This window comes from Streptomyces sp. NPDC127117 (assembly GCF_042677325.1).
In the GTDB taxonomy this organism is placed as follows: domain Bacteria; phylum Actinomycetota; class Actinomycetes; order Streptomycetales; family Streptomycetaceae; genus Streptomyces.
Window position 1 is genome coordinate 13280 of the sequence record NZ_JBHXTM010000024.1, and the last position, 14050, is coordinate 27329.

The window sequence follows — 14050 nt, forward strand, 5'->3', positions numbered from 1 at the left end:
AGGGGGGTGCAGCCCCTTTCTGCTGCCCTGACCGGCTGTCTGCGCCACGGCTTCTTCGCCGTGCCACGGATTCCGCCTCGCGCCACGGCCTCTTCTCCGCGCCACGGCTTCATCCTCGCGCCACGGCCTCTTCTCCGCGCTACGGCTTCTTCTTCGGCGGGACGGTCGGCAGCCCGAGGAACGGCAGCTTCAGCGCGCCGAACGCCTCCTTCGGTACGGCCGGTGACCGGGGCTCGACCGCGGCCAGCCGCTCGTACGCCTCGCCCTGCGCCGGACGCGGGTCCGCCTCGCCCTTGTTGGGCCACAGCGACATGGCGCGCTCGGCCTGCGCGGTGATGGTGAGCGACGGGTTGACGCCGAGGTTCGCGGAAACCGCCGAACCGTCGACCACCGAGATGCCGGGGTGGCCGTAGAGCCGGTGGTACGGGTCGATCACCCCGTCGTCGGCGGTGGCGCCGATGGGGCAGCCGCCGAGGAAGTGCGCGGTCAGCGGGGTGCCCATCAGCTCGCCCACGTTCGAACCGGCGAAGCCGTTGATCTCCTCGGCGAGCAGCGTGGCGCTGCGCGTCGCCGCCTCGATCTGGGTCGGGTTGGGCGCGCCGTGCCCCTGCCGGGCGGTGAGCAGGCCCTTGCCCACGCCGCCCGGCTTGCGGTACGTCGTCAGGGAGTTGTCGAGCGACTGCATGACCAGCCCGATGATGGTCCGTTCCGACCAGCGGCGGTTGGAGAGCGACCGGGCCGCGAGCGTGGGGTGCTTGACCAGTTCGAGCAGCCACCTGCGCACCCGGTGCGCGCCGTACGGCACCTGGAGGACGGTCAGCGCGCCCATCGAGTTGGAGCCCTTGCCGTACCGGACCGGCTCGATGTGGGTGTTCTCGTCCGGGTGGATCGAGGAGGTGATGGCGACGCCCCGGGTGAAGTCGGCCCGCGCGGTCCCGTGCTTCTTCCGGTAGCGCCGGTCGCTGGTCTGCGAGCCGACCAGGCCCTCGGAGTTGGTGCGGGTCAGCTCGCCGAGCCGGGACGAGATCCGGGGCAGCAGGCCGGTGTCCTTCATCCGGTGCAGGAGTGTCTGGGTGCCGTACGTACCCGCGGCGACGACGACCTCGCGGGCGGTGAACGTACGGCCCTTGCCCTTCTTCCGGTTGTCGGTGGGGAGGGTCTTGACCGCGTAGCCGCCCCGGGAGTTCTCGGTGACCGCGACGACCGAGGTCATCGGGTGGACGACCGCGCCCGCCTTCTGAGCCAGGTGGAGGTAGTTCTCGTTGAGGGTGTTCTTCGCGCCGTGGCGGCAGCCGGTCATGCATTCGCCGCACTCGGTGCAGGCCTTGCGGGAGGGCCCGGCCCCGCCGAAGAACGGGTCGGGGACCTCGCCGCCCGGCCGGGCCTTCGCCGTGCCATCGCCGTCCTCGCCGTCCCCGAAGAAGACGCCCACCGGCGCCATGTGGAACGTGTCACCGATGCCCATGGCCTGCGCCGTCGCCTTCAGGTGGACGTCCGACGGAGTCATGGTCGGGTTGAGCCGGACCCCCAGCATCCGCTTGGCCTGGTCGTAGTACGGGGCCAGCTCCTCGCGCCAGTCGGTGATGTCCTTCCACTGCGGGTCGTCGAAGAACGGCGCGAGCGGCTCGTACAGGGTGTTGGCGTAGTTCAGCGAACCGCCGCCCACGCCCGCGCCCGCCAGCACCATGACGTTGCCCAGCAGGTGGATGCGCTGGATTCCGTACAGGCCGAGCGTCGGGGCCCACAGGAAGTTCTTCAGGTCCCAGGAGTTCTTGGGCAGTTCGGACCGGGTGAAGCGGCGGCCCGCCTCCAGCACCCCGACGCGGTACCCCTTCTCGGTCAGCCGCAGGGCCGACACCGCACCGCCGAAGCCCGAGCCGACGACGAGTACGTCGTAGTCGTAGGCGTCGTCGTCGGCCTCTTCCCGGGCAACGGGCCGATTCTGGGCAGGGCTGTCCTGGGACATGGCTCTCCTCGGTGCGAAACGGGCGGAAAGTGCTGCGGTACCGGGAAGTGCTGCGGTACCCGGTGTCAGCGCAGGCGGAACGCCTTCATCGCCTTGAGACTGACGCTCATGAACGCCGCGTACTTCTCGTCGTCCATCCCGAAGGACGGGGCGAGCGGAATGAGCCGCTGCTGGGCGACGGTCTGTGCCTCGGTGTACTTGAGGATGCCCTCGGAGCCGTGCCGGCGGCCGAGACCGGAGTCCTTCATGCCGCCCATCGGGGACTGCACGCTGCCGTACGCGGGGGCGTACCCCTCGTTGATGTTGACCGTGCCGGTGCGCAGCCGGGCGGCGACCCGGTGGCCGCGCCCGGAGTCCTTGGTCCAGACGCTGGAGTTCAGGCCGTACGGGGTGGCGTTGGCGAGGGCGACGACCTCGTCCTCGTCCGTGAAGCGGTAGATGGAGACGACCGGGCCGAAGGTCTCCTCGCTGCACACGGCCATCGGCGCCTCGACGCCGTCGAGGATGGTCGGCTCGTAGAACAGCGGGCCGATGTCGGGGCGGGCGACACCGCCCGCGACGAGCCTGGCGCCCTTCTCGACGGCCTCCGCGACGTGCCGGGTGACGGTCTCCAGCTGGCGCTCGCCGACCAGGGAGCCCATGTCGGCGCCGTAGGCGAGGGAGTTGCCGAGCCGCATGGCCTTCGTACGGGCCGCGAAACGGGCCACGAAGTCGTCGGCGATCGACTCGTGGACGTACAGCCGCTCGATGGAGATGCAGAGCTGGCCGGCGGAGGAGAAGCAGGCGCGGACGGCGCCCGCGGCGGCCTTCTCCACGTCGGCGTCCTTCAGGACCAGCATGGCGTTCTTGCCGCCGAGCTCCAGCGAGACGCCGACGAGCCGGGCCGCCGCACCCTGCGCGACCTCGCGTCCGGTGCGGGTGGAGCCGGTGAACGAGACGTAGTCGGCGTGCTTGACGACCTCGGGGCCGACCACAGGGCCCTCACCGAGGACGACCTGGAAGACCTCGGCGGGCAGTCCGGCCTCGATCAGCAGGTCACGGGCCCACAGCGCGGTCAGCGCGGTCTCCGTGTCGGGCTTCATCACAACGGCGTTGCCGGAGACGAACGCGGGCAGCGCGTCACCCACGGACAGCTCGAACGGGTAGTTCCACGGTGCGATCTGGCCGATGACACCACGCGGCTGGCGCAGCTCGGTGACCTTGGTGAGGGTCGGCACGACCCCGGTGTGCCGCTTCGGCTTCAGATACGAGCCGGCCTTGCGTCCGTAGTGGCGGGCCGCGACGGCGACGGCCTGCACCTCCTCGTGGGCGTGCAGCCGGGCCTTGCCGGTCTCCAGCTGGATGAGGTCGAGCACCTCGGCCTGGCGGCTGAGCACCAGGTCGTGGAAGCGGAGCAGTACGGCGGCCCTGGCGCGGACGGGGGTCGCGGCCCAGGCGGGCTGAGCGGCGCGCGCCCGCTCGAAGGCGCCCGCCACGTCCTCGGGGGTGGACTCCGGCAGGTCGGCCAGCTTCTCCCCGGTGAAGGGGGTGTGGTTGGCCGTACGGCCCGAGCCGGCCACGCCCCGGGTCAGCTGCGCGACCACCTCGGGTGTCACCACATCGGCGGCGGTGCGTACGCCCGCGGGGGCGGCGGCCACCGGGTTGGTGCCGACCGGGGCTGCGGAGGTGGATGTGGAGGCCTGCGAGTCCGTCATGAGGGCGAGAGTACGTCCAGCCGCACACTTTGGGTACCCGTGGGTAACGGGTTTTCACAGTCCCCACAAACGAGCCAGCGATCACTGGCAACAAAGCCCCTGATCAGGAGCCCTGCTGTCATGACGGGGTCCGGCGGGGGCCGGCCGGCGTCAGCCGGAGCTGCTCGGCGGACGCCATCCGCGCAGCATCGTGTCGAACTGCGCCCGGGTCGTGTCCCAGTCGTCCGCCGGGCCCGTCATGTACAGCGCGTACTCCGGACCGCCCTGCTCCCCGAAGTACATCTGGTCGATCGCGTGGCGCGGGCCCGGATGGTCCTTGGTCTCGGTCCAGGTGAACTCCCAGAGCGACCCCGGCCGGTCCCGGTACGTGTTGGAGTGCAGGGTCTTGCGCTCGTAGCCGGGGAGCCGGTCGGCAAGCTGGGTCTCCAGGCTCAGCATGTGCATGTACGGGTTCTCGAAGTCGGGCGCCGGGTCCACGCTGATCCGGATGTAGTGCACGCCGTTGTCCGGGGTGTAGTCGACCTGGTTGCCGTCCGCCCGGCGCTCCCAGCCCTCGGGCACGGTCAGGCTGAAGCCCTCGGGGTCGTTCACCCGCTTCCAGCCGTCGGGCACGTCCTTCACCGTCGCATCGGGCTTGGAGGACGGGGCCTTGCCGTCGGACTTCCCGTCGGACTTCCCGTCGGAATTGCCTTCGGAACTGCCGTCGGACCTGCCGGGGTCGACCGGCGCGTGCGTGCCCGTGCCGCCGCCCCTGGTGGTGTCGTCCGTCCCGTTCCCGAGCTTCATCGCGGCGAGTCCCACGCCGCCGCCGACCAGCGCCGCGACCGCGATGACCAGGACCGCGGTGCGCCAGCGGCTGCGCCGGGGCGCCGGTGCCGGTGCCGGTGCCGTGGGCACCGGGTGGGGCAGCTGGGTGGTTCCGGGCCCGGCGGGGCCTTCCTGGGCCAGCGAGCGCAGGACCTCGTCGGGGACGCTCTGCGTCGGCACGAACGCCTGGGCGGCCACGGGCGCGCGGCCCTCCATGGCGTCCAGCAGCATCCGTTCCGCCTCCGCGGCAGACGGGCGCTCGTCCGGCTCCTTGCGGAGCAGCGCGGTGATCACGGGGGCCAGCGGGCCCGCCCGTCCCGGCGGCGGGGGCTCATCGGCGACGACCGCCTGCATGGTGGAGATCGGGGACGTACGGCGGAACGGCGAGCGGCCCTCGACCGCGGTGTAGAGCGTGGCGCCGAGCGACCACAGGTCGGAGGCCGGTCCCGGGTCGCCGCCACGTACCCGCTCGGGCGCCAGGTAGTCGATGGAGCCGACCAGTTCACCGGTCCTGGTGATGGTCGAGTCGCCCTCGATGGCGGCGATCCCGAAGTCGGTGAGCAGCACCTGGCCGTCCCTGGCGAGGAGCACGTTGCCGGGCTTGACGTCACGGTGCAGGACCCCCGCCCCGTGCGCGGCGCGCAGGGCGCTCAGCACGTGGAGGCCGATCCTCGCGGCCTCGCGCGGCTCGATCTCGCCGGACTCCTTGGCGGCGTCGGCGAGGGACGGGCCGTCGACGTACTGCATGACGATCCAGGGCCGGTTGTCGTACTCGATCACGTCGTGCACGGTGACCACGCCCGGATGCGTGATCCGTGCGGCCGCGCGGGCCTCCTTCTGTGTCCGGGCGTGCAGCACGATCCGGTCCGCCTCCGCGACGTACAGACCGGCGGTCAACTCCTTGACCGCGACCGTGCGGTGCAGCACCTCGTCGTGGGCGCGCCAGACCTTGCCCATGCCGCCGCGCCCGAGAACCTCGCCCAGCCGGTACCTGCCGGCCAGCACGAGTCCCGCGTCCGTGCCCTGTGATCGATCCACGTAATCCCCGCCCCGTTCCTCAGGGGTCAGATTACGGAGGGGACGCACGGCCACGGAACCTCGCACCGCTCACGAGACCGCACTGTGATGCTTGTCGCTCCGGCGACGACCGGGAGTTGTACGGAGAGGGTTCAGGACGTCACGCGGTAGGAAGCGATGGCTTGTTCGTAGATGTCCGAAACCTTGTCACGCCGGTTCTCCGGGCCGATGACCTGGATGACGTGGTAGCGGCCCTCGACGATCATCACCAGGTTGCGGGCGTACACCTCACGTCCCGACGCGTCCTGCCAGGTGAACTGCCCCTCCGCCATGGCCTGTCGCCCGACGTCGATCCGGCGCAGCCCGCTCGACCCCGACCAGGTGGACTCGCGGAAAGGCTGCAACTCCAGCTCCTTGTCGGCCTGGTATGTCAGCGGGTCGTTGCCGTTGGCCTTGACGGTGTCGCGGCCGGGGACGATCAGCAGGCTGAAGCCGTCGCTGCCGTAGCGGATCTGACGGTCCGCGTTGGCGGGGCTGCGCTGCCAGCCCTTGAGCACACCGACCTCGAAGCCCTCCTCGTCCTTGCGCAGGGTGTAGCCGGGGGCGAGCGCGACGGCGGAGCGGCTGGTCTGCGGCTGCTGGGCGGTGGGCGAGCCGGCGGAATCCTGGCCTCCGGACTCCCCCGTGCCGGGATCCGGCGAGCCGGACACCGAGGAAGCCGGGCCGGTGGAGCCGCCGCCCGGCTCGCCGTCCGACTTGGGCATGAACATCACGGCGTACGCGACGGCCGCGGCGAGGGCCAGCAGGATCAGCACCAGAAGCAGCCGCCCGAGCCGCCGAGGTGCCCGGCCGCCGCCCTCGCGGGGGCGGGGCGGGGTGCGAAGCGCCTTGGGGCCCTTGGGCTCACGCGGCGGCCTGGGGGCCCGCCCCGCCTTGGGCCGGTCGAACCTGTCCGGCCGGTCGAGTCCACCCGGCCGGTCGAGCCCGTCCTGCCGGTCGAATCCGTCCTGGCGCTCGAATCCGTCCTGCCGGTCGAATCCGTCCTGGCGCTCGAATCCGTCCTGGCGGTCGGGCCCGCTCCGGCGGTCGGGCCTGTCCTGTCGGCCGGGCTTGTTCTTGGTGTGGCGGTGACGGCCGTGGGCCGCGTTGCGACCGCGGCGCCTGCGGACCAGCTCGCCGCGCCGGCGCACGATGGGGAGCCGGGCGGTGTCGGCGGACGGCAGGGGTACGACGTCCAGACCGGCCTCGGGCTCGGGCGCCGACCGCACCAGGGAGCGCAGCCAGCCGCTCAGCTCCTCGAAGTCCGGCCGCTCGGTGGGGTCCTGGCGCAGCAGGGACTCTACGACGGGGCGCAGCGGACCGCACTCCTCGGCGAAGGCGGGCGGCTCTCCGCACACCATCTGGACGAGCTCGGCCGCGTTCTCCTCGGGGTAGGGGGCGTGGCCCTGGACGGCGCGGTAGAGCAGCGCGCCCAGTGCCCAGAGGTCGGTGGCGGGTCCGATCGGCGGCGCCAGCCGCCAGTTCTCGTGGACGGGGCCGGCCTGCTCGGGCGCCCAGCGCTCGGTGACCGCGCCGACCACGGCGATCCTGGTCTGCCGGGCGCGCTCGGCGGCGAGCGGAGTGGCCGGACCCCGGTAGACGGAGTCCGTACGGACGCTCTCGGCCACCTCGTCCCAGCGGCCCGGCTGTTGCCGGCCGGCCGGCCGGTGCGCGGGCAGGGCCGGGGAGTCGCCGTGACGCCGGGCATCGGCACGCAGGGCGTCCTCGCCGGAGCCTCCGGCGGGGACGGGGCGACCGGAACCCGGGCCGTCGCTCCAGGAACCGGTGAGATGCAGCCGCCGCGCGGGCGGGTAGCCGTCCTCGTCGTCGTCACCGATCTCGCTGTCGCCGTCGCCGCCTTCGTCGCCGCCGTAGGGACCGGCTGTGTACGGGTCGTCGGCGTACGGGTCGTCGGCGTACGGGTCCTTGGTGTACGGGTCGTGGGTGGCGCGGCTCCGGGGGGTGACCGGCTGCGGACGGCTGTGGTCCGGGCCGGGCGGGCCGGCCTGCTCGGACGGGTCGGCCGGGTCGGACGGGTCGGACGGGTCGGACGGGTCGGACGGGTCGGACGGGTCCGTGTCTTCCGGCCCTGCGGGGCGCTGGACCGGCAGGCTCGCGGTGTCCTCCACGTCGCCTGCCTCGGCACGCCGCCGGTCCTCGCTGACGCGTGCGGCGGCGCGGGCACCCTCGCGGTAGGCGACGATGGCTCCGGCGCGCTCGGCCCGCAACTGAGCGGCGTCTCCAGTGCCGCCGTGGGCGGCGTCGTCCGCGTGGTCGCCCTCGTCGTACGGATCGTCGTCACCGTACGGGTCGTCACCGTACGAGGCGTCGTCGTCATCGGCGTGCGGGGCGCCGGTCGGCCGGCCCCTCTCGATCGCCGCCGGGCCGCGCGAGGCCGGTACCTCGGCCGGAGGGGCGGGCAGGGGTGGCATGACCGGCGGGGGCGGCATGACCGGCGGGGGCGGCGCGAACACGCCCGCAGGGCCCGTACCGAGCGCCGGGCGGCCGAACCCGGCCTCGTACCCGTGGTCGCGCTCGTTCTCGTACCCGCCCCGGCCCTCGAATCCGTCCTCGTCCTCGTCCTCATCGAGCTGCGGCGTCGTCACATAGCCGCAGAGCGCCTCCTCCGCCGCCCCGGACGCCAGGCCGGTCAGCACGACACGGCCGTCATCACAGATCAGCACCGTGCGAACGGTGATGTTCCGGTGAGTCCAGCCGTGGGCATGCAGCACCCGCAGCGCGGCCAGCACGTCGGAGCCGATCTCCGCGGCCCGGAAGGGGTTGAGCGGGCGCTCCGCGAGCAGGGACGCGAGCGGGCGGGCCGCGACGAGCTCGCTCACGATCCAGAGCGATCCCGCCTCGGCGAACACGTCGAAGACCTGGTCGAGCCTGGGGTGGTCGGGCACCTGGGCCGCCGCCTGCGCCGCTTCCACGGCACGCCTGACCACCGGGTCCGCGGGCATCCGCACGGCCCGTCCGGTGGCCCGCCGGGCCGCCGGGACCGGGTCCTCGGCGTCGAGCACCTCGGCGTCCACCACCTCGGGCAACGGCACCTGCCGGACCAGGACTTCCTGTCCGCTATAGGTATCGAACGCCCGGGTCTCGACCGTTTCGTACTCGTCGTCCGGAGGCAGCGGAAGGCGGTAGCGGTCGGCAAGTACCCGACCCGCATAGTCGTCCACGACGCCTCCCCAGAGCGCGCTGTCCCCCCGGCCATGAAAGACCGCATCGATCCGTCAATTGCGGTCACTCACCGTGCAATTGACCCACCGTTCCGGCTGCGTACGGTCTTCAGGCTCTCACGATACGTGGCAAGCGCCGGCCACGCGGCCGGGTCGGCGCATCCCGGCCCTTTCCGCCCATGGATCAGGCGGTCGGCCGGAACGTTCAGTCGATGGGCTTGAAGGTGTCGAACGCGGTCTTGCGCATCGTCCGGCACTCCGCGCTGTCCCACTCATCGGTCTTGCAGCTGATCATGATCGCGTAGCCGTGTTCGCCATCGACCTTGAAGCCCCGGTTGATCACCCGGACCCGCTGGCCGTGCTGGGTGCGCTCGAACTGCCAGTCGGCGACGGTCGGGTAGCCGTTGTACTGGACCTTGTTGATGCCGAGATGGTGGTAGCCGTTGCTGCTGGCCGCGACGGCGGCCTTCGCCGCGTTCCAGGCCGCGGCCGCGTCGCCGCCGGGCGAATCGGTGTAGTCGACCTGGATCCGGGGGAAGCCGCCGTCGGCGTTGTAGATGGCTCCGGAGTTGTCGCCCGCCGTCTGGTCGAAGCGGAATTTCTCGGGCATGGCCATCGAGAAGTGGAATTGCTTGTTCGTGACCAGCTTGAATCCGGCGGGCAGAGTGTCCTTGGGCTTGTCGCCCTTCGAGCCGCCCGACTCCTTGTCGGTGTCGTCCTTGCCCTTGCCCTTGTCCTCGTCCTGGCCCTGGCCCTGGCCCTGGCTGCCGTTCTGGTCCTTGCCCTGGTCCTTGCCGCCGCCACTGCCGCTGTCGGTGTCCGCGGAGCCGCCGGTCGCCGTCGAGGCCCCGGCCGAGGTGGACTTGTCGCCCTTGCCGCCCTTGCCCTCGTCGTTCTCGTCGCCTCCGCCGAGCGTGAGCGCGAGGACCGTGCCGAGCACGGCGAGCACGATCACGGCCGCGATGATCGCCAGGGTGCGGCGCGGCACCACGTCCGTGATGGATGCACGGGGCGGGGTGGCCGGGGACGTGGCCGGGCGCGGCGGCGGCACGGCGGCGGAGGCCGTGGCCGCCGCGGTGGCCGCAGGCTTGGCCGGCTTGGCGGGGGTGCCCGTTCCGGCCGCCGAGGGGGCGGCCGACGGGGGTGCCGGGGGCGGGGGCGGCGTGGTGGTCGCCGCTGCCGCGGCGGCCGGTGCCCCCTTCGCGTTCCGTACCGAGCGCAGTGCGCCCCGCAGCCGGTCCCGGGTGCCCTCGCCCTGTTCGGCGGGCTTGGGCGTCGCCTTGGCGCGGGGCTCGTCGACCTTCCCGGGCAGCGCCATGACCTGGGTGGCGTCGGCGGGCGGCACGACCACCGGGTCCGGCTTCTCGGGGGCGTGGATCACGTCGTTGAGCAGGGCGCGGGCGCCCGCGTCGTCGAGCCGCTGCTCGGGGTCCTTGGCGAGCAGGCCGTATATGACCTCCTCCAGCGGACCGGCGTTCTTCGGCGGGTCGAGCGGCTCGGTCATCACCGCGGTCAGGGTGGCGATGGCCGAACCCTTGTCGTACGGCGGGGAGCCCTCGGTGCTCGCGTACAGCAGTCCGCCCAGCGACCAGAGGTCGGCGGGCGGCCCCGGCTTGTGGCCGCGGGCGCGCTCGGGCGAGATGTACGAGGGGGCGCCGACGAGCATGCCGGTGGAGGTGACCGAGGGGTCGCCCTCGACCTGGGCGATACCGAAGTCGGTGAGCACGACCCGGCCGTCCTCGGCGATCAGCACGTTGGACGGCTTCACATCGCGGTGCAGGATGCCCTCGCGGTGCGCCGAGCGCAGCACGTCGAGGATGGCGAGGCCGACCTCGGCGGCGCGCTTCGGCGTCAGCACGCCGTCCTCGCGCACCGCTTCGGCGAGGGACTTGCCCTCGATGAGCTCCATCACGATCCACGGCCGGTCGTCCTCGTCGACCACGTCGTAGACCGTCACCGCGCCGTTGTTGCGGATCCTGGCGATCGCCTTCGCCTCGCGCAGCGTGCGCGTGATGAGCCGGCGCTTCTCGTCCTCGTCGATGGCCGAGGGGAACCGCAGTTCCTTGACCGCGACCGTGCGGCCCAGCGTCTCGTCGACGGCACGCCAGACCGTGCCCATACCGCCCCGGCCGAGCACCTCCCCGAGCCGGTACCGCCCCGCAAGGAGACGTCCGTCCTTGTCCCGTTGGGGCTCCCGTGCCTGCTCCGCCTCCGACATGCGTCCCCTCTGCGATCAACCCGCCCTGGCAGAGCGTTCATTGTCCCTCACCCCGGCGCCGGTCATGGTGCCGGGTCCGCAGGCCCGCCATGATGTGCCCCGAGGAAGGGAATCCCCGCCATGCCGATACTCAGGGCGCTGTTCGCCGCCCCGTTGCTGCTGGCGCTGCTCGGCCTGGCGACAGTGCCTCTGCCCAGAGAACCACACCTCACCCCCGCGTCCGCCTACCTCCCCCGGCTCGTCGCCGAAGGCCGTGCGCCCACGGCGGCGCTGCTGGCGCACCGCTCCGCCACCGCACCGTACGACACCTACCGCTCGACAGGTCCCGGAATCCGACGGGCGGACCGGTTCCGGGCGGGCAGCATCACCAAGACGTTCGTCGCCACGGTCGTGCTCCAACTAGCCCGGGAACGACGGCTGCACCTGACGGACACGGTCGAGCGACTGCTGCCGGGGCTGGTGCGCGGCAACGGCAATGACGGCCGCCGCATCACCCTGCGCACTCTGCTCAGCCACACCAGCGGCCTCTACGACTACATCGACGATCCATCCGCCCACCCCCTCTCCCCCGTCGCGGCGGTCCGCGTCGCCCTGGCCCACCGCCCGACGAATGCCCCCGGCCGCTACGCCTACTCCAACACCAATTACGCCGTACTCGGACTCGTCGTTCAACGGGTCACCGGACACAGCTACGCCACCGAGATCCGCAACCGCCTCATCACTCCCCTCCGCCTCAACGGCACCTCACTCCCGGGCTCCCGGACCTCCCTGCCCGCCCCGCACGGCCGTGGCTACACCCGCGATCCCGCCGACGGCGCCCTGCGCGACGTCACCGCGCTGGACCCCCGCACGGCGGGCCCGGCCGGCGAGCTGATCTCCACGCTCGACGATCTGAACCGCTTCTACGCGGCCCTGCTGGGCGGCCGTCTCCTCGCGCCCGCCCAGCTGGCACTCCTGCTGAACACCGAGGCCACGCAGGGCATCTACGGCCTGGGCATCTATCCGCAGAAGCTCTCCTGCGGCACCACCGTCTGGGGGCACAACGGCCGCATCCCGGGCAGTTACGTCCGTACCGCCGCCACGCGCGACGGCCGGCACACCCTGACGTACCGCATCGACACGGACACCCTGGCCGATGTGGACACCCTCGAACCCGCACTGCTCGAAGCGGAGTTCTGCCCCGCGGCTCCGAGGGACAGTCCTCAGATCGGCACGATGTCCGGGGCCCCGAGACGCGCCGCGTCCGCCGTGAGGTCGTCCGGTTGGCGCTGCGACTCCCGCTCCGCCTGCACCCGCTTCTCGTAGTGCTCGACCTCCCGGTCGATCTGGCCCTCGTCCCAGCCCAGCACCGGCGCCATCAGCTCCGCGCAGAGCCGGGCACTGCGCGTGCCCCGGTCGAAGGTCTCGATGGAGATCCGCGTCCGGCGGGTCAGTACGTCGTCGAGGTGGCGGGCCCCTTCGTGCGAGGCGGCGTAGACGATCTCGGCCTTCAGGTAGTCGTCCGCCGAGGGGAGCGGCTCGCCCAGCGCCGGATCGACGAGGATCAGTTCGAGCAGCTGCTCGGTCGCCGAGCCGTACCGGTTGAGCAGGTGCTCCACCCGGGCGACATGGAGGCCGGATCTGGCCGCGATCCTCGCCCTGGCGTTCCACATCGCCGGGTAGCCCTCCGCCCCCAGCAGCGGGATCTCCTCGGTGACGCAGGCCGCCACCCGCTGGTCGAGGCCGTGCACCGCCTCGTCCACGGCGTCCTTGGCCATCACCCGGTACGTCGTGTACTTGCCGCCCGCCACGACCACCAGGCCCGGCAGCGGGTGCGCCACCGTGTGCTCGCGCGAGAGCTTGCTGGTCGCGTCGGACTCGCCGGCCAGCAGCGGGCGCAGCCCGGCGTAGACGCCCTGGACGTCGTCCCGGCTCAGTGGCGTGGCCAGGACCGAATTGACGTGTTCGAGCAGGTAGTCGATGTCGGCGCTGGACGCCGCCGGGTGCGCCTTGTCCAGGTCCCAGTCGGTGTCCGTGGTCCCGATGATCCAGTGCCGTCCCCACGGGATGACGAAGAGCACGGACTTCTCGGTCCGCAGGATCAGGCCGGTAGAGGAGTGGATGCGGTCCTTCGGGACGACCAGGTGAATGCCCTTGGACGCCCGGACGTGGAACTGTCCGCGCTCCCCGATCAGCGACTGGGTGTCGTCCGTCCAGACCCCGGTCGCGTTGACCACCTGCTTGGCCCTGACCTCGTACTCGCCGCCCGCCTCGACGTCCTCCACCCGGGCGCCGACGACCCGCTCGCCCTCCCGGAGGAAGCCGGTCACCCGCGCCCGGTTGGCCACATGCGCCCCGTAGCCGGCGGCGGTGCGCACCAGGGTCGCCACATAGCGGGCGTCGTCCATCTGCGCGTCGTAGTACTGCAAGGCCCCGACCAGGGCGTCCTTCCTCAGTGCCGGGGCGACGCGCAGGGCCTGGCGGCGGGAGAGGTGGCGGTGCACGGGCAGGCCGCGGCTGTGGCCCGAGGACACCGACATCGCGTCGTAGAGCGCCACGCCCGTACCTGCGTAGAGCCGCTCCCAGCCCTTGTGCTGCAACGGGTAGAGGAACGGCACCGGCTTCACCAGGTGCGGGGCCAGCCGCTCCAGGAGCAGCCCGCGCTCCTTCAGCGCCTCGCGGACCAGCGCGAAGTCGAGCATCTCCAGATACCGCAGCCCGCCGTGGATCAGCTTGCTCGACCTGCTCGATGTGCCCGACGCCCAGTCGCGGGCCTCGACCAGGCCGGTCGAGAGTCCTCTCGTCGCCGCGTCCAGCGCCGTACCGGCGCCGACCACGCCCGCTCCCACGACCAGCACGTCCAGTTCGCGCTCGGCCATCGCGGCCAGCGCCTCGGCGCGCTCCGCAGGTCCCAGTGTCGCTGTCCTCACTGCTGCCTCCCGGGTAGATCGGGGTGGTCCGGCACGGGAATCGCCCCGGCCCGGCGGGCGGGGCGGCCCGTGCCCACCTCTCGATTCTGTCCGTCGTCCACGACTTCGGCCACCGCCTGTGGACAACACCAGGACGACAGGAGGCCCGCAATGCGACATATAGGTCATATTTAAGCCTAGTGTGACATTGCGCTGTCCACAGCGGTTGCGCTTTCTGC

7 protein-coding genes are annotated in these 14050 nt (G+C 72.1%); 1 reads left to right on the forward strand and 6 read right to left on the reverse strand.

Features of this window, described 5'->3' with window-relative positions; genetic code table 11:
- Nucleotides 1–139: 139 nt before the first annotated feature.
- From ACFVH0_RS21675 to ACFVH0_RS21695, 5 genes are all read right to left on the reverse strand, one after another.
- Entirely contained in the window at nt 140–1966 is a 1827-nt protein-coding gene (locus tag ACFVH0_RS21675; protein ID WP_385822423.1) for a GMC oxidoreductase, read from the reverse strand.
- 65 nt (nt 1967–2031) lie between these two features.
- A complete protein-coding gene (locus tag ACFVH0_RS21680) occupies nt 2032–3660 on the reverse strand; it encodes a succinic semialdehyde dehydrogenase (protein WP_385822425.1) in 1629 nt (542 codons plus the stop codon).
- 150 nt (nt 3661–3810) lie between these two features.
- Nucleotides 3811–5505, reverse strand: coding sequence for a serine/threonine-protein kinase (locus tag ACFVH0_RS21685; RefSeq protein WP_385822427.1), 1695 nt, complete (start codon nt 5503–5505; stop codon nt 3811–3813).
- A gap of 131 nt (nt 5506–5636) precedes the next feature.
- On the reverse strand, nt 5637–8705 hold the full coding sequence (locus tag ACFVH0_RS21690; RefSeq protein WP_385822429.1) for a protein kinase: 3069 nt from the start codon (nt 8703–8705) through the stop codon (nt 5637–5639).
- A 205-nt stretch (nt 8706–8910) separates the two neighbouring features.
- Complete coding sequence (locus ACFVH0_RS21695; RefSeq protein WP_385822431.1) at nt 8911–10923, reverse strand: serine/threonine-protein kinase; 2013 nt, start codon at nt 10921–10923, stop codon at nt 8911–8913.
- Between the two features lie 120 nt (nt 10924–11043).
- Here ACFVH0_RS21695 and ACFVH0_RS21700 point away from each other — a divergent pair, with 120 nt between their 5' ends.
- Nucleotides 11044–12228 carry a serine hydrolase domain-containing protein gene (locus tag ACFVH0_RS21700; RefSeq protein ID WP_385822433.1) on the forward strand — a complete coding sequence of 395 codons (1185 nt, stop codon included), beginning with the start codon at nt 11044–11046 and terminating at the stop codon, nt 12226–12228.
- On the opposite strand, the gene ACFVH0_RS21705 is transcribed toward ACFVH0_RS21700, so the two are convergent.
- A complete protein-coding gene (locus tag ACFVH0_RS21705; RefSeq protein ID WP_385822436.1) occupies nt 12126–13832 on the reverse strand; it encodes a glycerol-3-phosphate dehydrogenase/oxidase in 1707 nt (568 codons plus the stop codon). The genes ACFVH0_RS21700 and ACFVH0_RS21705 overlap by 103 nt on opposite strands.
- Nucleotides 13833–14050: the final 218 nt, after the last annotated feature.

Bases quoted from the DNA above. Each gene is read 5' to 3' on its own strand.
- ACFVH0_RS21695 (WP_385822431.1), bottom strand. From the start codon at position 10,923: ATGTCGGAGGCGGAGCAGGCACGGGAGCCCCAACGGGACAAGGACGGA.
- ACFVH0_RS21680 (WP_385822425.1), bottom strand. From the start codon at position 3,660: ATGACGGACTCGCAGGCCTCCACATCCACCTCCGCAGCCCCGGTCGGC.
- ACFVH0_RS21675 (WP_385822423.1), bottom strand. From the start codon at position 1,966: ATGTCCCAGGACAGCCCTGCCCAGAATCGGCCCGTTGCCCGGGAAGAG.
- ACFVH0_RS21700 (WP_385822433.1), top strand. From the start codon at position 11,044: ATGCCGATACTCAGGGCGCTGTTCGCCGCCCCGTTGCTGCTGGCGCTG.